Genomic DNA, 21298 nt, shown 5'->3' with positions numbered 1-21298 from the left:
GTTTATTTGTAACTAATTTGGTTACAACTTGGTGATAACAGGGCATCTCTTTATTCAAAGAGATGATCCATTACATCTTTAAGTGTTTTGCTTGCTAGCTCATTTTCCATTGCTTGTTGAACACTTTCAAACGTTTTATCAAGTGTCGATTGAATTCTCTTCCCAACATCACAATTAGGATTTGGTTTATCATGAATAGCAAATAACTCTGTTTTGTCTTCAATTGCATGATAAACGTCGAGTAGAGAGATCTCAGAAGGATCTTTTGCTAAAGTTGATCCGGGTACACCAACTTGTGATGTAATTAATCCTGCCTTCTTCAATAAACTACTCAATCTACGAACAACAACAGGGTTTGTATTAATACTTCCTGCCATCAATTCTGAAGTAATTGGATTATGAGAATTTGATCCTACCAATGTTAAAATGTGAATAGCAACAGCAAGACGACTATTTTTCATAATCAATCACCACCGTTGTAACCATTTTAGTTACAAATCAAAAATTTGTCAATCATAACTATTTTGTTTTTTTTAAACCCAGATTATACGATTGTTGTTTTACTTTCCAACCAACTACTCTACCTCATAATTAAACAGTTTGTTATAATACTATTTAGAATTTTGTTATTTTTGCAAGGGACGTAGTTAAGAGGTGAGCATTTGAATAGAAAAGTAAATAGTGGCCATATTTATCTTGAACAATATAAAGAAATATACGGAATCTACCAACAAGCTACACGATTAATGAAAGAAAATAATTTCGATAGTGCAGAATTAATGCTACGGGAAATTTTTGTAGATTATGAGCACTTACAAATACCAATTGAAATTTATAAAGCATATATCCTTTTGTTATTATCGAATGAAAAGCGAAAAGAAGCTGAACGATTTTTAGCAGCTTCCCCTGAGGATATCCAGTCTTCTGGCGAGATTCTTCAGTTGATGCAAAAGTATTCATTAAACATAGAATCAAATAAAAAGAGGAAATTACCATTTTCCTTACAAAAATTTTCTAAAGTAATAGGGATCTGTGTAGTAATCGGTGGAGTTGTTTTTTTAGGAAGCTATTATTTTAAAGATCTCTCTACTAAAGAAAACTCAACTGTAAAGGAACAAAAATTAAACAAACAAGTAAGTGAGTTAACAGAAAAAAATAATACGATTAATAATGAACTTAAAAAAGTACGTGAGAAAATAAAAACAAAACCAGTCTCAAATCAACCTGTAGATAAAAAAGGAGAACCAACATCTATTCAACTAGATCTTTCTAATGATGCAATACAAGCATATAAAAAAGGGTACGAATTGTTTAAAAAGAAACAATATAAAGAAGCAAAACATCAATTTGCTTTAAGTTACTCGCTTCATCAAACAAATTATTTAAGTGATGATTCACTCTATTTTTTAATTAAATCAGAACAAATTACTAGTCATAAAATGCCATCATCATATGTAGATGAATTTTTAAGTCAGTCAAACCCTTATTTCACAAAATCACCTTACATCGATGAAATTATGTTGATGAAAGCAGAAATATTGTTGAGTGAAAAGAAAAACAGTGATGCGCTTGATCTTTTACATAAGATACAAAAGAATTATCCACATTCTTGGACAGCAGATCGTGCATCCTATCTTGAAAAGCAAATTTCCAGTAAATAGTATGTTAGTCAAATGTCTAATTACTTGAATTTGTAAAATAGATAAACTATCATGAAGTAAGAAATAATTAAATAAATAGTACTAGGGGTGCCGAATATGGTCGGCTGAGAGTAAGAACCGTAAAGTCTTTGACCCTTTAACCTGATCTGGATTATGCCAGCGTAGGGAAGTGAGCGAAAATACATTCTTTGTATTTATACCATTGATTTGTTCGAGCACAAGTCCTTACTAGGATTTGTGCTTTTTTGTATTTTAAAAACAAAATGAAACTGTAGTTTTAATAGTTTTTTACATTTGAAAGGGAGGATAAACATGAAAAAAGTATTAACGATTGCTGGATCTGATTCAAGTGGTGGAGCAGGAATACAGGCTGATTTAAAAGCTTTTTCAGCTCATGGTGTTTTTGGAATGAGTGTTATTACAGCCGTGACAGCTCAAAATACTCAAGGGGTTTTTGCAGTACAGGACATGACGCCTGAAATGATTGCTAGTCAACTAGATGCTATTTTTAGTGATATTGAAGTAGATGCAGTGAAGATTGGAATGGTGTCTCAAATCGAAACGATTAAAATAATTGCCGAAAAGCTAAAACAATATTCTCCAAAGAATATAGTAGTCGACCCAGTAATGATTTCGAAAAGTGGATATGACTTACTAAGTCCGGATGCGAAAGAAACACTTATACAAGAATTAATTCCTTTAGCAACGGTCATCACTCCTAATCTTCCAGAAGCTGAAGTCATAACTGGAAAGAAAATCGAAACGATTGAAGAGATGAAAGAGGCTGCAATTGATCTTTATTCAAAGGGTGCAAAAGCTGTACTTGTTAAGGGTGGTCATTTAGAAGATGATGCCACTGATATCAGCTATGACGGAAAAACTTTCACATATTATCATGGTAAACGAATTGAATCAAATAATACTCATGGAACAGGTTGCACGTTATCATCAGCAATTGCTTCAAACTTAGCAAATGAACTCAGTTTAACAGAGGCTATCCAAGAAGCAAAAGACTATATAACAACTGCAATTAAACACTCATTCCCAATTGGAAAAGGAGTAGGTCCTGTTCATCATTTTTATACTTTATATGAAAATGCGGGAATGAATAAAGTAAAAAAATAAGGTGTTTTTCTATAAGATTGTTGTTTTTTTAAAGGTGAATTGTTGATTACTAAGTTGATTGGAACGGAAGGTGCGAGACTCCTGTGGGAGCAGCGGGACAGGTGAGACCCCGCAGGAGCGATAGCGACGAGGAGGCTCACCGCCCGCCCCACGGAAAGCGAGCATCCTGGAGTGGAAATCAACTTAACTCATTCTAAGTTTACGACAACAGCCAAAAATAAATTAATTTCTATCCAATTAATTAGGGGGAATAATTATGACAATTCTAAATGAAATTAGTAAATTATTACAATTAGTAAAAGAAAACAAGCCATTAGTTCATCATATTACAAATTATGTGACGGTGAATGAATGTGCAAATATGGTTTTAGCTTTAGGAGGATCTCCTGTAATGGCAGATGATCTTGCAGAAGTAGAAGAAATGGTTTCATTTGCATCTGCATTAGTCATTAATATTGGTACTTTAAATGAGCGAACAATCCAATCGATGATAACTGCAGGGAAAAAAGCAAATCAATTAGGTGTCCCTGTCATTTTAGATCCTGTAGGGGTTGGTGCAACATCACTTCGTACTGAGACAGTTACAATATTATTAAAAGAAGTACGATTTGCTGTTGTGCGTGGAAATATGTCTGAGATTAAAATGATTGCTGGTTCAGATGTTGAAATTAAAGGTGTAGATTCAATTGCTGATGATGAAAATGGTGTAGAAATTGCGAAATTGTTGTCTGCAAAACTAGGATGCGTTGTTGCGATTACAGGAGCAGTTGATATCATTGCAGAAAAAGACAGAGTATGTACGATTTCAAATGGAGATAAAATTTTAGCTGATGTAACAGGAACAGGTTGTATGAGTACTTCATTGATCGGAACATATGCAGGAGCCACTTCTGATTATTTTCTTGCAGCAGCAGCGGGTATTACGACAATGGGATTAAGCGGTGAATTAGCAAAACAAAGATTAACTGACGGGCAAGGAATTGGTACATTCCGCATTAATTTATTTGATGAAGTTTCAAAAATGAATGCTGAGACGTTACTAAATGGAGGCAAAATACAATGAGTACTAAGAAATCAATCGATTACAAACTTTATTTAGTAACTGACCGTAATGTATTAGGGAATCGAGATCTAATCCAATCAGTGGAAGAAGCGATCCAAGGTGGAGCGACTGTTGTTCAACTAAGGGAGAAAAATTGTAGTAGCCTAGATTTTTACAATTTAGCCATTAAATTGAAGAAAGTTACTTCGAAATATGGCGTTCCGTTAATAATAAATGACCGTCTTGATATTGCACTTGCAGTAAAAGCTGATGGTTTGCATATTGGTCAAGAGGATTTACCTCTTACAGTTGTAAAAACAATTGTAGGCGATGATATGATCATTGGTGTTTCTGCAAATACGTTAGAAGAGGCACTTCTTGCAGAAAAGCAAGGAGCAGATTATGTAGGAATCGGCGCAGTTTATCCAACAGATACAAAGCTAGATGCAGATTACTTAACACTCGATGATTTACGTTCAATTCGTAAAGCAATCTCAATTCCGATTGTAGGGATTGGAGGAATTAATGAAAAGAACGCAGTAGAGGTAATGGGAACAAATATTGAGGGAGTAGCTATTGTGTCTGCGATATTGGGGAAACAAGACGTAAAACAAGCTGCACAAGAATTACTTCGAAAAATAAATAATTAGTCAAAAAAACTAACTATTTGAGGTTGCTCTTTAGTTAGTTTTTTTGTTGAAAGCAATTAATTATTTATTAACTATTTTTAATCAGTTTGTTAACATAAGGTGAAAATGTGAAAAAAAGCCTGTATTTACGGGCTTTCTAGCCTGTCACTCTACAAAAATAGTAGAATAGAAACTTTTTAAATAGTGTGTAATAATATAAAAGATTTTATGGTGAAATCACATAATGATTGGTAGAAAATAATTTGCAGAAAGGAACATTCAATGTTATTTAGTTCAACAGTATTTTTATTTCTATTTTTACCTATTGTACTAGTTGTCTATTTTATATTACCACGCACTTTTCGTAATTTATGGCTACTTATAACTAGTTTAATTTTTTATGCTTGGGGAGAACCACGTTTTGTATTAGTCATGCTATTCTCTATTATAATAAACTACTTATTTGGACTAATTGTTGATGCAAAGCGTGATCAAAAAACATCAATAAAGTGGATCATGACCGCAATGGTTATGGCTAACCTTGGATTACTTGGATTTTTTAAGTATTCAAATTTTATAGTAAATAATATCAATACATTATTAGATACAACTATTCATTATCCAAAAATTCCTCTTCCTTTAGGAATTTCGTTTTTTACATTTCAAGGAATGAGTTATGTAATTGACATATACCGTAAAACGGGTGCAGTTCAAAAGAATCCTTTTAATATGGCAGTTTATAAAACATTTTTTCCACAGCTAATCGCTGGACCTATTGTTCGTTATGAAACAGTTGCCCATCAAATTACAGGAAGAAAAGAAACGTTCGATAAATTTGTATATGGCACAAAACGATTCATCATAGGGTTAGGTAAGAAAATGTTCTTAGCAAATAATTGTGGATGGGTTGCAGATCGAGTTTTCTCACAAAATCCTAGTCATATTTCAGTTTCTCTAGCATGGATTGGAATAATTGCATACACACTTCAAATATATTTTGACTTTTCAGGCTATTCAGATATGGCTATTGGTTTAGGGAAAATGTTTGGTTTTGATTTCTTAGAAAACTTCAATTATCCTTATATTTCTAAATCAGTTACTGAGTTTTGGAGACGTTGGCATATTTCATTAGGTACGTGGTTTAGAGACTATCTTTATATTCCAATGGGTGGAAATAGAGGATCGAAATTTAAAAATTATCGTAATATTTTTGTAGTTTGGTTAGCTACTGGGATATGGCACGGTGCAAGTTGGACATTTATTGCATGGGGCTTGTATTATGGAGTTTTTATCATGTTGGAGAAAGCTTTTTTAGGAAAACTATTAGTGAAATTACCTTCCGTAATCCAACATATTTACACATTATTATTAGTTATGATTGGATGGGTATTCTTTAGATCTGAAACATTTGGATATGCATTCAGCTATATTAAAACTATGTTCGGAGCAAATGGTACAGCACTTTGGGATAATTCTGCTGGTTATTATATTGCAGAATATGGAATCTTGATTATATTAGCGGTTATTGGATCAACGCCACTTGTTAAAATTATATGTGATAAAATTGTTCAAGCTTCAGAAGAGAACATATTTATACGGATATTTGGCCGAAATTTTGGTCTGACTGGTTATTACTTATTTGTATTTGGATTATCAATTATTTGCGTTGTCTCAAGTACATTTAACCCATTTATCTATTTCCGTTTTTAACGACTGGAGGATCAAAATGAAGAAAGGTAGATTACAAGATATCATTTTAATTGTTTTGTTCATGGGAATCCTCATAGGGATCGGTATCCTTGAATGGGTGAGACATGATATGCATTTTTCTACTATTGAAAATAGAGCCTTAGCTCAAGAACCAAAAGCTACCACTGAATCTATTATTAGTGGGAAATATACAAAACAATTTGAGCAATATTTTAATGATCAAATTCCTGGTAGACAAAAAATGATTGAAGCTAATGCAACTGTGAATAAAGATCTTTTAAAACAAAATGTTGTTCGTAATGTTTATGTAGGTGATGATTGTTATTTATTAACTCCTATTCCGAAAGAACCAAAGAAAGTTGCTCAAAAAATTGCTGATCATATAAATAAATTTGCAAGTGATGCAAAAAAACTGGGTGCTACGACTTATTTTGCATTAGCACCAAATAAACCAACAACTATGGAAGGTAAGTTTCCATCATACTATCCTAGTTATGGTAATTATAATACAAACCAATTACTGTCTCTAATCAATTCAGATGCACATCCGATTGATTTGCGTATAGCTTTGAAACCACATTTAAATGAAAGTCATTTATACTTTTATACTGACCATCATTGGAAGGCTAAAGCGGCTTTTTATAGCTATCAATCTGTTATTAATACGATTAATAAAAATACTGGTACAAATCGTAAGGTACTGGGTACGAATGATTTTACGTGGAAAGAAGAAGGCCTGCCATTTTATGGGTCAGATGCACGGGAAACTACTGAAAGTTATGCTACGAAATCTGATACCATTACCGTTGCAACTCCTAAGTTCAAGGAAAAAACAATTTCTATTTCGTATAATGGAACAAAGAAAAATTCATTTTACTTTGACAACTATTTAACTAATTCATCCATCTATGTAAATCGTTATCTGGCTTATGTTGGTGGGGATTATCCTGAAATAAAAGTTGTAAACCCAAATGTGAAAAGTGGTAATCTTTTAATCTTAAAAGATTCATATGCAAATGCTGCATTGCAATTTTTTGCACGTAATTTTCATAAAACATATCAAGTTGATTTAAGGCATTTTAATAAAATGAAAATTACTGATTACATTAAACAGAATCATATTGATACTGTAATTCTGTTAAATAATGTTAACTCGATTTATGTTACACCGGCATTGACAAACTACGATCATCCAGGTCAAGGTGATAATCAATAGTGGATTGGAAAAATGGGCTGTTTATCTATTAAGGTAACAGCCCATTTTTAATTGAACGTTATTTACATATTTAATAATCTTTATTTGTTGTACTAATCTAATTTGTAGCACCATATTTTAGTAAAAATATAAACTGTTTTCTAAAAAATTATTATTTTAAAAGGATTTTGTTAAAGCAAACAGGTGATAAAGAGTTGGTTGGAGTGGAAGGTGCGAGAAGAGATCAGGGAATAGGAAACAAGGAAACAAGGGAACTAGGCCCGGGCGCAAAACCTACCCCAGGGAAAGCGAGCATCCAGGAGCGGAAATCAACTATTCACATTGTAAAATAGCAATAAAGTTTACGAAAACAGCCAAAAAATAAGCAGAAAGACCTTTAAAAGAATTTAAAAAGTGTATGATAAAATAGAAGAAAAAGAAAAGGTGGGAGAAATTTATGAGAAAAGTATGTGTGTATGCTGGAGCAAACTTGGGAGATAGAACTTCTTACGCCAATGAGGCACGTGAACTTGGGAAAATTTTTGCCACTGAAGGAATCGAATTATTATATGGCGGTTCGAGATTAGGATTAATGGCTGAAATTGCTAATCAAGTTTTAGAACTTGGGGGGGCTGTTACAGGTGTAATGCCAAGAGGATTATTCAGGGGAGAAGTTGTCCACCAAGGTCTTTCTCAATTAATAGAAGTCGATAGTATGCATGAACGAAAAAAACAATTAAGTGATCTAGCTGATGGATATATCGCATTGCCAGGAGGAGTTGGTACATTCGATGAGTTATTTGAAATCATCTGCTGGGGACAAATTGGATTACATGAAAAGCCAATTGGCTTATTAAACGTAGATGGCTATTATACACCAGTTATCACTCTTCTTGAACATGCTGTGAAAGAAGGATTTATGAATGAAAGTAATCTTGGTCTAGTGGTTGCTGCTGATAATGCTGTAGACCTATATAAAAAGATGAAAGAGTATGAAAGACCAACTATGGGGAATAAGTGGAAGCAACTAGATGACCAAAATTAGATTAATTTAAGGGATGCCCATTAACTATGATAGGCATCCTTTTTCTATTGTCTAATTCAAAGATTATCTATTTTTAAAGGGCTGTGAGACTCATAACTTATGAAAGTTTCATTTTGTTTTTCGCTTTTTTAACCAATTCATTGGATTAATATATCCTCGGTAGTGCTTTATGACTTCTTTTCCTACGATTAATCCTCCGACCCAAAACATTCCTTCACCTAATATAACAAGCACTGGAACGAAACTAGTTTTAAGTGAATTTGAAATCGGTAAAAAAGGTAACACAAAAATAAATAAATATGGAACAAAAGAACCAAATACTAGGTAAATTGCTAATTTTTTCATAGAATTTCCTTTCTTTTTTCATGTACTTCCATTATACACCACAAAAAGTACTAGCTATAAAAATAGATGCTAGCTAAATTTTACCATTTTTTTACAAAAAATTAAGAATAATGACATATTTTTATGAATAGTTTGACTATATGATGTAACTAGAAAGAAAAAATGGGTGGAGTGAAAAAGAGATGTTATGGAAAAGATTATTGTTTAGCTATGCGACTATTTTATTGTTTACAATTATGATTTTCTGCGTGAATATGTATTCTCTTCAAAAGCTTTATGGAAAAACGGATGAAATTGTACATAAAGTATTTCCACTAACAAACGCCGTCAATGGACCAGAAAAAAGCTTGTTAAGCCTCCAAAATGCAACCGACTCCTATGTTATGACTCAAAATGATGCATCAATTGTAAATGTAAATAAAGATATTGAAAATTTAAAAGTTGATCAAGAAAATATACATAAGTATTTTAGTGTTTATCCAGAAATTAAAAAGGACGTATTACAACAAGAAACGCAAGTAACGAATTTAATAAACTTTTACCAACAACAAATTAAACTTGTAGATACTTTTGATGTCGTTCAAGCCCAATTAAATATTGGGAAAGGCAAGAAAATGTTTGAAGAATATAGAAAGCTAAAAGCACAAACAACAAATAAAATTAATGATATAAACCAAAAAGTATTAAATGAAGCAAAACAATTAAAAACTCAAAATTTGATTTTAAGTCTAGGGGTTAGTCTAGTTGTATTTATTTTGATTATTCTAATCGCAATGAAAATGATGAGAGACATTATTAAACCAATTAATAAAGTTTCGGGAGTATTACATCGAATTTCAAATGGTGATTTAACTGTAAAAGAAATTAAAGTTAAAAAATTAGATGAAATTGGGAAAATGATGATTACGTTGAATAAGATGATTGGCGATTTACGTCATACAGTCTCAGAGGTTAGTTTATCAGCTCAGCAAGTAGCTATGCAGTCTGAGGAATTGTCTGCAAGTACTGAACAAGGCAGTCAATCAGCTCAAGTGACAGCGACTATTTCACAAAATACAACGCAAGACTTCGAACAACAATTAAATGCAGTTGGACAAATGTCTGATTCGATTCATTCTGTTTCAAATGCAATTGAAGAAATTACAAATAATTCAACACAAATGATTCAAATGATGGAAGAATCTACTAATCAAGTTGATAATGGTACTCGAGCTGTTGTAAATGTTGTTAATCAAATGAATGAAATTAGTGAATCTGTAGAGCATACTACTCATAGTATTGAATTACTTGGTGAGCATTCAAATCAAATTACAAAAATTGTTCATATGATTACAAGTATATCGGATCAAACAAATCTTTTAGCATTAAATGCTGCCATTGAGGCTGCCCGCGCAGGTGAGTATGGTAGAGGTTTCGCTGTAGTTGCAGATGAAGTGAGAAAGTTAGCTGAGGAAAGTCGTAAATCAGCTGAAGAAATTCATAAAATGATTTCTGATGTACAAATTGAAACAAAACAAGCAGTTGTTTCTATGAATACAAGTATCGAAAAAATACAAACTGGGTTACATTATACGGATAAAGCAAACCATGCTTTAAATAGCATTCAAACGACAATACATGAAACTTATAAAAAAGGAAATAGTGTTCGAAATTCAGTACTTGATGTAGATCAACTTACTGAAGGAATATTAAAGTCCCTAGAAGAAGTTCAAACAATTGTTGAAAAAAGTGTAGTCAGTTTACAAGAATCAAATCAAGCATCGCAGCAGCAGCTTGCTTCAATCGATGATATATCCAACTCTACCGTATCGTTAACAACTCTTGCACAGCAATTACAAAAAGCAGTAAGTGTATTTAACTTGCAAGAAAGTAAAGAGGTCATCAATCAACATGAAACAGTGATTGATTTAAGTCAAAAGGATGTTTCTCAAAAAGTAAAAAGAGTTAGAAATGTAACATCAAAAAATAAGAAGAATCAACGGGTGTTACAATCCATCAAAGAGTTTTTAAAATTAGATCGAATAAAGAAGAGTGGTTAATAAGGAAAAGCATAGTACTGATTCACTTAATTGTGAACAGGCTATGCTTTTTTAGAATTAATTGGATAATTATGTGGAAATATTTGTAATAGGTTGTAACCAATATTCCATGGGGTACGTCTATATAGATGAAATGATTTGGAAAGGGGAAATTTAGTTGAAAAAATTTGTATTAATGATATTGGCTTCACTATGTTTATTTTCAACTACTCCAAGTGTTTTTGCGGATGATGCAAAAAAGCAGTCTGAAATAAGTAATCAATTTCAATTAGTCGATCAGGCGAAATTATCTGATGTAGAAAAAGCCTTTGTTAAAATTGCTAGGGAACATAAGGGAGTACATAAATTTGGAACCCTATATGTCATAGCAGCAGGACCAAAAGCCAATTTGGGATACGGTTTAAAGTATGAAAAACAAGAACAATTACTTGAACGTTTGATTATTTATGTAAAGGAGACTACACCAGAACCAGGAAAAGCTTATGCGGATGTGATAAGTTATCCATGTATTATTGGGAGAGTTAATTTGCCACCATACACAACATTATCAGTATATGATGTTGACATTAAGAAGGCATTTGGTGATCATCAAAACTTTTTACTCGATTTCAAGGAGAAACAAATTACAAATGATCGTAGAAAAGTATGGTCTATCAATTTAGAAACACCAATTACACAATCTGAATTAGACACATATAAAGTATCTATAAAACAGCTTGGTAAGAATGAAAAAGAAGTGCCTGTCACGATTCTATTGGATAAGAAGAATAGAAAAACGATAAAAGTTATTCCTCGTATAAAATTCGAACCAGGTTCATTCTATCTTCTTGAAATAGTATATGTTACGAAGAAGGATACAAAAATGACAGTAATTCCTTTTGAAGTTAAAGGAAAAAAAGGTAAATGGAAATAGTAGGGGTAAATAACTTATTCTGTTAGAGATGAAATTAACATAATAAGTTATGAAATAATGAAAGAAACTTCAAAGTGCAATTAATCGTGCAAATTAATAGAAAGCAGGGAGTATGTTATACTCCCTGCTTTCAGTAAAGTTATGTTTAAGTATTAAGTTTTTTTCTTGGTCTTCTAACAAGTTCGCCACCACAGTTTGGGCAAATATTTTGCATTTCTTCAGTGCAAGGTTCACAGAAAGTACATTCATAAGCACATATGTGAGCAAGTGATTCATTTGAAAGCGGGGAATTGCAACGTTCACATTCATTTCTCATTTCCAGCGCCATATGATAACCTCCCTTTGTTCTTACAGGTAAAATATAACATTTTTAATGAATGTGAAAAAGAGGACTTCATTTATTTGAAGTCCTCTTTTGCTGTCTCTACTATTTAAGAATCCCGTAAAAGAATAAGTTCAAAATGTCGTCTAAAATCGTTTCTTCTTGCATCATTGCTAGTGATTCTTCAGTCAGACTTTCAAGTGATTGACTAAATAAATTGAGATACACTAGCAATGCATTAGGATTAATCGTTTCGCGAATTTTATTTAACTGCTTTCCTTCTTCAATTAGTTTGAAGAAAAGTGGAATCGATTTTTCGTTTGACATAGCAGTGATATACTCCGACAGTTTTTGATCCGAATGCATCAGTTCATAAAGTGTAGTAGGATGAATAGTTTTTGCACTTTCTTTTTTCTGCAAGAGAATCATTTTTAATTTCTCATCAAAGGCTACCTTGCTATTGATGGTTTTTTCGAATCGTTTAATTTGATCGTCTAAATACTTTTTTAGTGCTGATTTTAATAAATTTTCTTTACTTTCATAGTAGTTATAAATGGAAACTTGAGAAACATTTGCTAATTTCGCAATATCTGCAATTTTTATCTCATTGATAGGCAGTGATAAAAGTTTAATAGTGTGTTGTTCGATTGTTTCCATTTTTTGTTGTGTTCTTTTTTTAAATCCGTCCATGGAAATCACCTTTTGTTTTTGTTGATTAATGTAAGTATATCATTTTTTGAAATATTTTATGAAATTTATTTCAAAATTTATTCTCATTTTTGATTGTAAGGTATATAATAATTTTGAAATCATTTAAATGAATTATTTCAAAAATCGAGGGGTGGCAAGATGATTCACATATCACAATTAACTCGTGAATTTAAGAATGGAAAAGGGATTTTTGATGTTACATTTGATGTGAATGAAGGGGAAGTATTTGGTTTTATTGGACCAAATGGAGCTGGGAAATCTACAGCAATACGTCACTTAATGGGGTTTATGAAACCTGATAAAGGAACAGCAATTATCAATGGTTTAGACTGCTGGAAAGATGCAACGGAAGTTAAAAATCTTGTTGGGTATTTACCTGGAGAAATCTCGTTTATAGAAGGGATGACAGGTACTGAATTCTTAAAAATGCTATCAGAGATGAGAGGCATGAAGGATGATAAAAAACAAAAAAAATTAATCGACCTTTTGGAGTTTGATCCAAAAACACCGATTCATAAAATGTCTAAAGGGATGAAACAAAAAGTAGGGATTGTTGCAGCTTTCATGCATGACCCTCAAGTATTAATTTTAGATGAACCAACTTCAGGGTTAGATCCACTCATGCAACAACGATTTGTTGAATTAATTTTACAAGAAAAAGGTGAAGGGAAAACCATCTTAATGTCGTCACACATTTTTACCGAAATGGAAAAAACATGTGACAGGGCAGCAATGATTAAAGATGGGCGCATCATTTTAGAAGATACAATTGAATCAATTCGAACAAAAAGAAAACAAAAATGTCAGGTTACATTAGTGAATAAAGAGGACATAGAAAAATTACGTCAATTTGATGTATCATCTGTGACAGATAATATAATTGAAATTATTGTTCATCAAAATTGGAATGAATTGATCCAAGTGCTGTCGCAAATTGATGTTCGTAAGTTGCATTCTGCTGAGGAAGATTTAGAAGATGTTTTCTTGAAGTATTATCAAAAGGAGGAAGTAAAATGAATGCCACGTTATATAAAAGTTTACTAAAGAAAAATAGTAAACTTATACTTGGTTATGCTCTAGGCTCCTCACTATTTTTACTGGCAATGACAACGATTTTTCCAAGTATGAAGACTGTGATCAATGAAAAAATGTCTATGCTGAAGGATATGCCAAAAGGAATGCTTGCAGCTTTTGGACTTGAACAAGGGTTGAGCATTACATCCGTACCAGATTTTCTATCAACAGAATATTATAGTATGATTTTTCTTGTTTTAATGACGTTATTCACTTTATCCTTAGCAGCTAAGTTACTTTCACATTTAGTAGAACAAGGAAGTATGGCATATATTCTTTCTACTCCTGTAAGTCGTATCAAAGTAGTACTGACAATAATGGGTGTTTTTATAACGGGATTATTCTTTACCCTTTTTTGTAATTTTACGTTTAGCTATTTAGGGGCCGTTCTCGTAGGTGAGAAAATAAAGGATTTAAGTGCATTTTTTAATTTGCATTTAGTTGGATTCTTATTTTTCTTTGCCATTGGTGGTTACTGTTTCCTCTTTTCTACTTTGTTAACAGAAGAAAAAAAAGCAGTAGCATATGCAGGAGGATTAACTCTTCTATTTTATCTATTAGACTTAATGGGACGTCTTAGTGATAAATTTGAAATGGCACGATATGTATCGGTTTTTTATTTATATCAGCCTTCAGAAATCCTAAAAAACAATATTAATATTCTTTCAGTATCACTTATTTTATTCATCATTGGTTTTATCACTTATTTTGCTGCATTATTTGTTTTTAAACGTAGAAACTTATATATGTAATATAATAGACGATATTCTAGATAGGAACTCCTTATTATTTAAGGGGTTCTTATTTATGTATAAATAAAGTATGTTTAATCTAAAGAAAGAAGTGATAGACATAGATTAGTAAGGGGGGATCTAGATGAAATGTAGGAATTGTCTATTATTAATTCTTTTGTCGGTGACGATCTTCATTGGTGGATGTTCTTTTGATGTCATTACGTCTGAAAAAACAGTACCAAAACTTAAAGTTAGTAACCATTCATCAAAAAAGATCCAATTAATGAAGGAATCTATGTTTTGTCGTAGGTATTGTTCAAAACACTACATTGTAAATTTAGTTAACGACCCTACTAATTCAAACGATGTAATACTTTCTTGGAAGGGAATGAATCCTTCTCCAACAGTTATCACAATAAAAAATTATAAAACTGGGATAGAGTATCCAATTAATAGTAAAGCTTCTGAGGCAAGTCTAGAGATATCTAATTCTAAAAAAGATAATGAATTTCAGATCCACTTTGAATGGGGTCATGAAAAATTTGGGGACCAAGTGACGAGAGTTATAAAAATAGAAAGATAGAGTTATGGAGAATCTTAAAACTTTAATTTTTAACAATAAACTTGAATAGAACTTAATAAGTAAATGATTAAAGAGTTCAGCAATTATGTTGAACTCTTTTTTTATATCATAAATTATATTCAGAAAATATTGACAATTAGTATCTTACTGTCCTACGCTTTAAATAGATGTTCGATTTTTTGTGGGAGGTTAAATGATGACTGAGTTAACGAGAGAATATGCTGAGTTATTAGACAAACAAGATCAATTAAGCCACTTTAGAGACGAATTTTATTTGCAATCAAATACGATTTATTTAGATGGAAATTCACTAGGATTGCTTTCAAAACGTGCTGAAGCATCGTTATTATCAATTGTAGACTCTTGGAAAACGTTAGGAATCGATGGATGGATGCAAGGAGAACACCCATGGTATTACTTTGCCGAAAAACTTGGTAAGTTAAGTGCCCCTTTAGTAGGAGCAAAACCAAGAGAAATCATTGTAACGGGATCAACTACAACTAACCTACATCAACTAGTTGCAACTTTTTATAAGCCTCAAGGTAAAAGAAGCAAAATATTGGCTGATGAGTTAAATTTTCCGAGTGATATCTATGCATTACAAAGTCAATTGACTATAAAAGGTTATGATCCAAAAACACATCTTGTCCAAGTGAAGAGTAGAGATGGGCGAACAATTTATGAGGAAGACATTATTGATGCAATGACGGAAGAAATAGTTTTAATTATTCTACCAACTGTACTTTATCGAAGTGGTCAGTTACTAGATATTGAACGATTAACGAAGGAAGCACATAAAAGGGGCATCGTAATTGGATTTGATGGGTGCCATTCAGTTGGCGCAATTCCACATTACTTTAGTGAGTGGGACGTCGATTTTGCTTACTGGTGCAACTATAAATATGTAAACAGTGGACCAGGTGGGGTTGGTGGTTTATACGTCAATGAAAGACATCATGGAAAAACTCCTGGCTTAGCAGGATGGTTTGGTTCAAATAAAGAGAAGCAGTTTGACATGAAACATGAATTTACACCAGCTGCTGATTCGGGAGCATATCAGATTGGAACACCACATATTTTAAGTATGGCTCCGTTATATGGATCTCTTCAGCTGTTTAAAGAAGCAGGAATAAATGAGCTTCGAAAAAAATCACTACGTAGTACCACTTATTTAATGGAATTAATTGATCAAGAGCTTAGTCAATTTGGATTTCATATGGCTAATCCAAAAGAGGATAGTCGCCGAGGTGGTCATGTTTCATTAGAGCACGAGGAAGCAGCACGGATTTGTAAAGCATTAAAGAAAAACGGTGTCATTCCTGATTTTCGATCTCCAAATGTTATTCGTCTAGCACCAATGGCTTTTTATACTTCCTATGTAGAAATTTGGGAAAGCGTACAAATTTTAAAGAAAGTCATGGTGGAAAAACAGTACGAAGAATTTAAAAACGAAAGGGAAGTTATTGCATAGGGTGAGAAGGGTGACCATTATTGATATCTCAAGAAAACTAGAAATTGGAATGCCTTCTTGGCCAGGTGATACTCCATTTTCATATGAAGTTAGTTGGTCAAAGGAAGAGAGTGGCTCTGTTAACGTTGGGAAACTGACGATGAGTATACATATGGGGACTCATATTGATGCACCATTCCATTTTGATAATGATGGAAAACGTACATATGACTTGGACCTTTCTGTGTACATCGGCACTGCATATGTAGTCGATCTTACTGGAAAAGAAAAAATATCAAGAAGTGATTTAGAAAGTTTACCGATTGATGGGATTGAAAGATTGCTAATTAAAACGAATTCTTGGAAGGATAGCACAGTCTTTCCTGAAACAATAACTTATTTAGATGCAGATGTTGGTGAGTTTTTGGCTGAAAAGGGAATTGTTCTAATTGGTGTGGATGTTCCGTCCGTTGATCCATTAGATAGTAAAGAGCTAGCCGCACACCATTCACTACATGCAAATGGGGTTCATATATTAGAAGCAGTCAATTTAGAGCACGTAGATGAGGGAGTTTATGAATTAATTGCCTTACCTTTAGCGATTGTAGAAGGCGACGGCAGTCCTGTGAGAGCAATATTACGTTCAATTTAATAAATTGTTAGGGGGATTAAAAAATGAGCAATGAACAACATAAATTAACTGATTATGAAAAATATATTCGTACAGAAGAGTTATTTAGCTTACAAAAGAAAGAGGATGAATTGTTTTGTCCGGATGAATTAACTTTTCAAACAATCCATCAAATCTCGGAGCTACATTTTAAACTAATTATTCAATCAATTCATTCTGTTGATCAGCATATGAAGTCAAAAGAACTAACGAAGGCAACACACCACTTGGAACGAATTAATGGACACTTAACTCATTTGCCATCTGTATTTGATATGGTAAAGGTCATTAGTCCAAGAGACTACCACACAATTCGACTAGCATTAGGAAGAGGGAGTGGTCAAGATTCACCAGGCTTTAACGAAATACTCCGATTAGGTCCAACACTTTGGGCACCATTTAAAGCTTTATTGGATGAGCAATTGCTTACACCATTAGAGCTTCATAAAGATGCGAATAAACATATTGAGTTGTTTGTATTAATGCAGGAATTAATTAGGTTTGATGAAAAGTTTCAAGTATTTAGACATCTACATATTCAACTCGTGCGCCGTATGATCGGTATGAACACAAAGAGTTTAAAAGGCGTACCAGCACAAGCGCTTGAAAAAGGCGTCCGATTTGAATTTTTTCCAGAACTTTGGCAAGCAATATGTGATTTGACTGACTGGACAGGGTCGAGCTATAATCCAAAGCCACTTTAAGTGGCAGGAAAAGATAGGGAGTAAGGGATAAGGGAGTAAGGGATAAAGCCTAAAACCTAAAACCTAAAACCTTCGGAGATGATCTTTAGGATTGTCTCTTTTTTTGTTGGAAAAATATCTCGTATTTAGGATAATTTGTTTCACTTATAGTTATATTTTACTACTATTGAATCAAAGGATTATAATATCTTCATTTTAAAATAATTGAGAATTTATTTGTTGTAATACGAAATCTTTTTCTTTGACATTTTTAATTACTATCGATATTATAAAAATATAAACTATCTCGAATTCGAGGTAATTTCGAAATTAATCATTTGAAAAGGGAGTTGTACGTAATGAAAAAATTACTTTATATCACAGCAAATCCAAATGCAGTTGAAAACTCTTTTGGTTTATCAGTTGGAGAAGCATTTATTGAAGAATACAAACGTGTAAATCCTACACATGAAGTTGTTCATTTTGATTTATTTAAAGAAAACGTTCCAGCAATAGATGGTAACGTATTAGATGCTTGGGGTAAATTAGGAAGTGGCGTTGATTTTGCTGAATTATCAGCTGAACAACAACAAACTCTAGCTGCAATGAACAAAAACTTAGAATTATTTATGGGTGCAGATGAGTACGTATTTGTTACGCCAATGTGGAATTTAAGTTTCCCTTCAGTAGTGAAAAACTTTATCGACAATTTCACGATTGCTGGTAAAACTTTCAAATACTCTGAAAATGGTCCAATGGGATTATTAGAAAATAAAAAAGCATTACACATTCAAGCTAGCGGTAGCGTATTTTCTCATGGCCCAATTACTGCAATGAATTTCAACAGTCCATATTTAAAAACTATGCTTAACTTCGTAGGTATTACAGATGTTTCAAACATCTTTGTTGAAGGTATGGCTGCAATGGCAGATCAAGCTCAAGAAATCAAAGCAAAAGCAATTGCTGAAGCAAAAGAACTTGCTGTTAACTTTTCTAAAGAACTTGTTATGAACTAATTGTTTTTGAAGTAAAGACAATCCCTTATGAATTGAGGGATTGTTTTTTTATGGAGAAAATTTTTAGAGTATAATAGGGAAAAAGGTTGTAAGGGGGAGTTAGAATGAAATACAAAAATTGTCAAAGCTGTGGTATGCCATTAAAGAGAGATGAGAATGGTGGAGGTACTGAAAAAGATGGTTCAAAGAGCCATAAGTATTGCAGCCATTGTTATGTGAATGGTGAGTTTACACAGCCTAATTTTACGATGAACGAAATGAAAGAGTTAGTAGAGGAGAAAATTAAAGAATTTAGAATGCCTACATTTTTGGCAAAGTTTTTCACACGTAATATACATAAGTTAGAACGTTGGAAGAATAATTAAATGTTTTGGCGCTAAAGAAAAAAGAATCCTAAAAGGTACAAGGATTCTTTGGTTTTTTATATTTATCAAGTCCCACATTTTAGGCTAACATGTCTTGGCGAGTGAAAACAAAAAACGCAACGATGAGAGCAACGATTCCCCATATAGATAAGTTCATTATGGAGAACTGCATATTCAGGCCATTAATCATTGGAAGTTGCCCGGCTAAATAATTAGTTAAGTCCATGTTAACACTGAAAAAGTATTTCGCACCTTTCCATGAAGTTGCTAAACCACTTAGGACATTTCCTGTAATTAAGGAAGCAAGCATAATTCCCATAGCAGCGGGAGTTGTTCGAACTAAAACTGATACTGTAAATGTTAGTGTACCAATAATAATGCAAACAAACCATGTTAATCCAAAGGCCATTAAAATATATTGCCATTGCGGTATTAATTGTACCGAATCTGTTACTAGATGTCCGTTCCTGATAACAAAACCAGATAAAACTGGGAGTCCCCATCCCTTGTAGGTAAATGCAAAACCTGAAATCAAATAGGCTAATATACCAAATAAAACAACTGAAAATGAAATAAGTAAACAAATTGCAATGTACTTACTAAGTAAAACCTTCCATCGTTTTATCGGCCTAGTTAGCAGTAATTTTATTGTGCCTTCCCCCCGTTCTCCGGAGACAATATCGATTGAAATTACCATAACTAATAGTGGGAGAAGGAGCCAATCGATACTTTGCTCAACTAATTTTCTGATGAAAGTCGGTGCTCCTGGTGCTGTTGGATTGATATTATGATCAAGATAATACTGCTCTTGATCAATTTGAACTTTTAACCAATTGCGCCACTCGTTTGGGATACCCGAAGAATTTACGCGATTTTGTTGATCAACAATTTTTTGTTGTAGGACAGTTCGCCAATTATCCGTTCCAAGTCTCTTAATTAATTCCTGAGTATCTTGCAGCTGTGCATAGACAAAAATGGGCATTAGGACTAGTAAAATTAGAAAAATGACTCGTATTCTCTTTTTCCTAATCATTTTTTCAATTTCATTAAAAACCAGTTGAAATAACTCAAGCATGTAGATCACCGCCTGTCATTTGCATAAATAAATCTTCCAATGTAACAGTAAGCGGACGAACACTATTAATATCAACACCTTCTGAAACGAGCTTTTTAGTGGCATATTTTATTAAAGTTAAAGGCATACGGCAAATAATTTTATCATCTATCAAAGTAAGTTCTTTCAACTCATCAAAAGTATTGAGTAATCTTTTCGCTTTTTCAATTGGAGAGACGTTCCATTCTACTTGTTCAGCAGCAGTATTTACTAGTTCTTCTACAGAAGAGACACGTACAATCTTTCCTTTATGTATAATACCAACCCGATCACAAATCATTTGAATTTCACTTAATAAATGACTTGAGATAAACACACTAATATTTTGCTCTTTTACTAGTGAATGGATAAATTCTCTAAGTTCACGAATACCAGCTGGATCTAATCCATTAGTTGGCTCGTCTAATATTAACAACTTTGGTGCACCAAGAAGAGCTTGTGCAATTCCAAGTCTTTGTTTCATTCCGAGTGAGTAATTTTTAACTTTTTCGTTTATTCTTTCGTCAAGGTGAACCATTTTCACTACTTCTTCAATTCGTCTTTCATCCACTGTTCCGAGCATCCGGCCAAATTGAATGAGATTTTGATAGCCTGTTAAATAGCTATAAAGCTCCGGATTTTCAACAATGCACCCAACTTGTCGCATCGCATCTTTAAATTCAGTCGTTATATTATAACCGCCAATTTTAATTTCTCCAGAGGAAGGAGAAATAAGTCCAACTAGCATACGAATCGTCGTCGTTTTTCCAGCACCATTTGGACCTAAAAAACCAAAAACTTCTCCTTGATTTACACTAAATGAAATGTTGTCAACGAGTGTCTTTCCTTTAATAACTTTAGAGACATTTTGTACTTGTAATACAGTCTCCATT

The 21298-nt window shown here is 32.9% G+C and carries 23 protein-coding genes and 1 riboswitch; of the genes, 17 read left to right on the top strand and 6 right to left on the bottom strand.

All coding sequences use genetic code 11. The annotated features are described in order from the left end of the window. Nucleotides 1-50: 50 nt before the first annotated feature. Nucleotides 51-461 (bottom strand): Rrf2 family transcriptional regulator, encoded by a 411-nt coding sequence (locus tag J5Y03_RS10910; RefSeq protein ID WP_209405500.1) that lies wholly within the window; start codon nucleotides 459-461, stop codon nucleotides 51-53. 201 nt (nucleotides 462-662) lie between these two features. Between J5Y03_RS10910 and J5Y03_RS10905 the strand changes: the two genes are divergently transcribed. From J5Y03_RS10905 to J5Y03_RS10875, 7 genes are all read left to right on the top strand, one after another. Then, nucleotides 663-1661, top strand: a complete 999-nt coding sequence (locus J5Y03_RS10905; protein ID WP_209405498.1) for a tetratricopeptide repeat protein — start codon at nucleotides 663-665, stop codon at nucleotides 1659-1661. Between the two features lie 73 nt (nucleotides 1662-1734). Then, a riboswitch (TPP riboswitch) is annotated at nucleotides 1735-1846 on the top strand. A 127-nt stretch (nucleotides 1847-1973) separates the two neighbouring features. Further along, entirely contained in the window at nucleotides 1974-2786 is an 813-nt protein-coding gene (thiD, locus tag J5Y03_RS10900; protein ID WP_209405496.1) for a bifunctional hydroxymethylpyrimidine kinase/phosphomethylpyrimidine kinase, read from the top strand. Nucleotides 2787-3042: 256 nt separating this feature from the next. Beyond that, a complete protein-coding gene (gene thiM / locus J5Y03_RS10895; RefSeq protein ID WP_209405494.1) occupies nucleotides 3043-3849 on the top strand; it encodes a hydroxyethylthiazole kinase in 807 nt (268 codons plus the stop codon). Beyond that, entirely contained in the window at nucleotides 3846-4478 is a 633-nt protein-coding gene (gene thiE, locus J5Y03_RS10890; RefSeq protein ID WP_209405492.1) for a thiamine phosphate synthase, read from the top strand. The genes thiM and thiE overlap by 4 nt, the downstream gene beginning before the upstream one ends. 261 nt (nucleotides 4479-4739) lie before the next feature. Beyond that, nucleotides 4740-6167, top strand: a complete 1428-nt coding sequence (locus tag J5Y03_RS10885; protein WP_209405490.1) for an MBOAT family O-acyltransferase — start codon at nucleotides 4740-4742, stop codon at nucleotides 6165-6167. A 16-nt stretch (nucleotides 6168-6183) separates the two neighbouring features. Further along, nucleotides 6184-7383 (top strand): DHHW family protein, encoded by a 1200-nt coding sequence (locus J5Y03_RS10880; RefSeq protein ID WP_209405488.1) that lies wholly within the window; start codon nucleotides 6184-6186, stop codon nucleotides 7381-7383. Between the two features lie 436 nt (nucleotides 7384-7819). Beyond that, the gene (locus tag J5Y03_RS10875) at nucleotides 7820-8407 is read left to right on the top strand and encodes an LOG family protein (protein ID WP_209405486.1); all 588 of its coding nucleotides are present in this window, start codon (nucleotides 7820-7822) and stop codon (nucleotides 8405-8407) included. A 108-nt stretch (nucleotides 8408-8515) separates the two neighbouring features. Here the strand turns inward: J5Y03_RS10875 and J5Y03_RS10870 are convergent, their stop codons facing one another. Continuing rightward, a complete protein-coding gene (locus tag J5Y03_RS10870) occupies nucleotides 8516-8752 on the bottom strand; it encodes a transporter suffix domain-containing protein (RefSeq protein ID WP_209405484.1) in 237 nt (78 codons plus the stop codon). A 182-nt stretch (nucleotides 8753-8934) separates the two neighbouring features. On the opposite strand from J5Y03_RS10870, the gene J5Y03_RS10865 reads away from it, so the two are divergent. Further along, nucleotides 8935-10791, top strand: a complete 1857-nt coding sequence (locus J5Y03_RS10865; RefSeq protein WP_209405482.1) for a methyl-accepting chemotaxis protein — start codon at nucleotides 8935-8937, stop codon at nucleotides 10789-10791. Nucleotides 10792-10948: 157 nt separating this feature from the next. Further along, the gene (locus tag J5Y03_RS10860; RefSeq protein ID WP_209405480.1) at nucleotides 10949-11704 is read left to right on the top strand and encodes a protease complex subunit PrcB family protein; all 756 of its coding nucleotides are present in this window, start codon (nucleotides 10949-10951) and stop codon (nucleotides 11702-11704) included. Nucleotides 11705-11849: 145 nt separating this feature from the next. On the opposite strand, the gene J5Y03_RS10855 is transcribed toward J5Y03_RS10860, so the two are convergent. Next, nucleotides 11850-12032 carry a DUF1272 domain-containing protein gene (locus J5Y03_RS10855; protein ID WP_209405478.1) on the bottom strand — a complete coding sequence of 61 codons (183 nt, stop codon included), beginning with the start codon at nucleotides 12030-12032 and terminating at the stop codon, nucleotides 11850-11852. 99 nt (nucleotides 12033-12131) lie between these two features. Further along, nucleotides 12132-12716: a TetR/AcrR family transcriptional regulator gene (locus J5Y03_RS10850; protein WP_209405476.1), complete on the bottom strand. Its 585-nt coding sequence runs from the start codon at nucleotides 12714-12716 to the stop codon at nucleotides 12132-12134. Between the two features lie 159 nt (nucleotides 12717-12875). On the opposite strand from J5Y03_RS10850, the gene J5Y03_RS10845 reads away from it, so the two are divergent. From J5Y03_RS10845 to J5Y03_RS10810, 8 genes are all read left to right on the top strand, one after another. After that, nucleotides 12876-13754 carry an ABC transporter ATP-binding protein gene (locus J5Y03_RS10845; RefSeq protein WP_209405474.1) on the top strand — a complete coding sequence of 293 codons (879 nt, stop codon included), beginning with the start codon at nucleotides 12876-12878 and terminating at the stop codon, nucleotides 13752-13754. Further along, entirely contained in the window at nucleotides 13751-14563 is an 813-nt protein-coding gene (locus J5Y03_RS10840; protein WP_209405471.1) for an ABC transporter permease subunit, read from the top strand. The genes J5Y03_RS10845 and J5Y03_RS10840 overlap by 4 nt, the downstream gene beginning before the upstream one ends. Nucleotides 14564-14687: 124 nt before the next feature. Next, on the top strand, nucleotides 14688-15128 hold the full coding sequence (locus J5Y03_RS10835) for a hypothetical protein (RefSeq protein WP_209405469.1): 441 nt from the start codon (nucleotides 14688-14690) through the stop codon (nucleotides 15126-15128). 196 nt (nucleotides 15129-15324) lie between these two features. Next, nucleotides 15325-16599, top strand: coding sequence for a kynureninase (kynU, locus tag J5Y03_RS10830; RefSeq protein WP_209405467.1), 1275 nt, complete (start codon nucleotides 15325-15327; stop codon nucleotides 16597-16599). 1 nt (nucleotide 16600) lies between these two features. Then, nucleotides 16601-17230, top strand: coding sequence for an arylformamidase (gene kynB / locus J5Y03_RS10825; RefSeq protein ID WP_407648419.1), 630 nt, complete (start codon nucleotides 16601-16603; stop codon nucleotides 17228-17230). A gap of 23 nt (nucleotides 17231-17253) precedes the next feature. Beyond that, nucleotides 17254-17952 (top strand): tryptophan 2,3-dioxygenase family protein, encoded by a 699-nt coding sequence (locus J5Y03_RS10820; protein ID WP_209405463.1) that lies wholly within the window; start codon nucleotides 17254-17256, stop codon nucleotides 17950-17952. A gap of 338 nt (nucleotides 17953-18290) precedes the next feature. Next, nucleotides 18291-18947, top strand: coding sequence for an FMN-dependent NADH-azoreductase (locus J5Y03_RS10815; protein WP_209405461.1), 657 nt, complete (start codon nucleotides 18291-18293; stop codon nucleotides 18945-18947). Nucleotides 18948-19051: 104 nt separating this feature from the next. Then, on the top strand, nucleotides 19052-19312 hold the full coding sequence (locus J5Y03_RS10810) for a zinc ribbon domain-containing protein (RefSeq protein WP_209405459.1): 261 nt from the start codon (nucleotides 19052-19054) through the stop codon (nucleotides 19310-19312). 79 nt (nucleotides 19313-19391) lie between these two features. Here the strand turns inward: J5Y03_RS10810 and J5Y03_RS10805 are convergent, their stop codons facing one another. Both J5Y03_RS10805 and J5Y03_RS10800 read right to left on the bottom strand, forming a co-directional pair. Then, nucleotides 19392-20387 (bottom strand): ABC transporter permease subunit, encoded by a 996-nt coding sequence (locus J5Y03_RS10805; RefSeq protein ID WP_209405457.1) that lies wholly within the window; start codon nucleotides 20385-20387, stop codon nucleotides 19392-19394. Beyond that, on the bottom strand, nucleotides 20380-21297 hold the full coding sequence (locus tag J5Y03_RS10800) for an ABC transporter ATP-binding protein (protein ID WP_209405455.1): 918 nt from the start codon (nucleotides 21295-21297) through the stop codon (nucleotides 20380-20382). Before J5Y03_RS10800 ends, J5Y03_RS10805 begins: the two co-directional genes overlap by 8 nt. Nucleotide 21298 lies beyond the last annotated feature (1 nt).

Origin of the sequence: Gottfriedia endophytica, from assembly GCF_017814275.1 — a bacterium.
Taxonomy (GTDB): Bacteria; Bacillota; Bacilli; order Bacillales; family Bacillaceae_G; genus Gottfriedia; species Gottfriedia endophytica.
Note: the sequence above shows the minus strand (reverse complement) of the source record. Positions and strands in the feature narration are given on the sequence as shown.

What these genes read in the sequence shown, in the direction of transcription:
- J5Y03_RS10910 (WP_209405500.1), bottom strand. Translation starts at nt 461, where the DNA reads ATGAAAAATAGTCGTCTTGCTGTTGCTATTCACATTTTAACATTGGTA.
- thiD (WP_209405496.1), top strand. Translation starts at nt 1,974, where the DNA reads ATGAAAAAAGTATTAACGATTGCTGGATCTGATTCAAGTGGTGGAGCA.
- thiM (WP_209405494.1), top strand. Translation starts at nt 3,043, where the DNA reads ATGACAATTCTAAATGAAATTAGTAAATTATTACAATTAGTAAAAGAA.
- thiE (WP_209405492.1), top strand. Translation starts at nt 3,846, where the DNA reads ATGAGTACTAAGAAATCAATCGATTACAAACTTTATTTAGTAACTGAC.
- J5Y03_RS10885 (WP_209405490.1), top strand. Translation starts at nt 4,740, where the DNA reads ATGTTATTTAGTTCAACAGTATTTTTATTTCTATTTTTACCTATTGTA.
- J5Y03_RS10880 (WP_209405488.1), top strand. Translation starts at nt 6,184, where the DNA reads ATGAAGAAAGGTAGATTACAAGATATCATTTTAATTGTTTTGTTCATG.
- J5Y03_RS10875 (WP_209405486.1), top strand. Translation starts at nt 7,820, where the DNA reads ATGAGAAAAGTATGTGTGTATGCTGGAGCAAACTTGGGAGATAGAACT.
- J5Y03_RS10870 (WP_209405484.1), bottom strand. Translation starts at nt 8,752, where the DNA reads ATGAAAAAATTAGCAATTTACCTAGTATTTGGTTCTTTTGTTCCATAT.
- J5Y03_RS10865 (WP_209405482.1), top strand. Translation starts at nt 8,935, where the DNA reads ATGTTATGGAAAAGATTATTGTTTAGCTATGCGACTATTTTATTGTTT.
- J5Y03_RS10855 (WP_209405478.1), bottom strand. Translation starts at nt 12,032, where the DNA reads ATGGCGCTGGAAATGAGAAATGAATGTGAACGTTGCAATTCCCCGCTT.
- J5Y03_RS10850 (WP_209405476.1), bottom strand. Translation starts at nt 12,716, where the DNA reads ATGGACGGATTTAAAAAAAGAACACAACAAAAAATGGAAACAATCGAA.
- J5Y03_RS10845 (WP_209405474.1), top strand. Translation starts at nt 12,876, where the DNA reads ATGATTCACATATCACAATTAACTCGTGAATTTAAGAATGGAAAAGGG.
- J5Y03_RS10840 (WP_209405471.1), top strand. Translation starts at nt 13,751, where the DNA reads ATGAATGCCACGTTATATAAAAGTTTACTAAAGAAAAATAGTAAACTT.
- J5Y03_RS10835 (WP_209405469.1), top strand. Translation starts at nt 14,688, where the DNA reads ATGAAATGTAGGAATTGTCTATTATTAATTCTTTTGTCGGTGACGATC.
- kynU (WP_209405467.1), top strand. Translation starts at nt 15,325, where the DNA reads ATGACTGAGTTAACGAGAGAATATGCTGAGTTATTAGACAAACAAGAT.
- J5Y03_RS10820 (WP_209405463.1), top strand. Translation starts at nt 17,254, where the DNA reads ATGAGCAATGAACAACATAAATTAACTGATTATGAAAAATATATTCGT.
- J5Y03_RS10815 (WP_209405461.1), top strand. Translation starts at nt 18,291, where the DNA reads ATGAAAAAATTACTTTATATCACAGCAAATCCAAATGCAGTTGAAAAC.
- J5Y03_RS10810 (WP_209405459.1), top strand. Translation starts at nt 19,052, where the DNA reads ATGAAATACAAAAATTGTCAAAGCTGTGGTATGCCATTAAAGAGAGAT.
- J5Y03_RS10805 (WP_209405457.1), bottom strand. Translation starts at nt 20,387, where the DNA reads ATGCTTGAGTTATTTCAACTGGTTTTTAATGAAATTGAAAAAATGATT.
- J5Y03_RS10800 (WP_209405455.1), bottom strand. Translation starts at nt 21,297, where the DNA reads ATGGAGACTGTATTACAAGTACAAAATGTCTCTAAAGTTATTAAAGGA.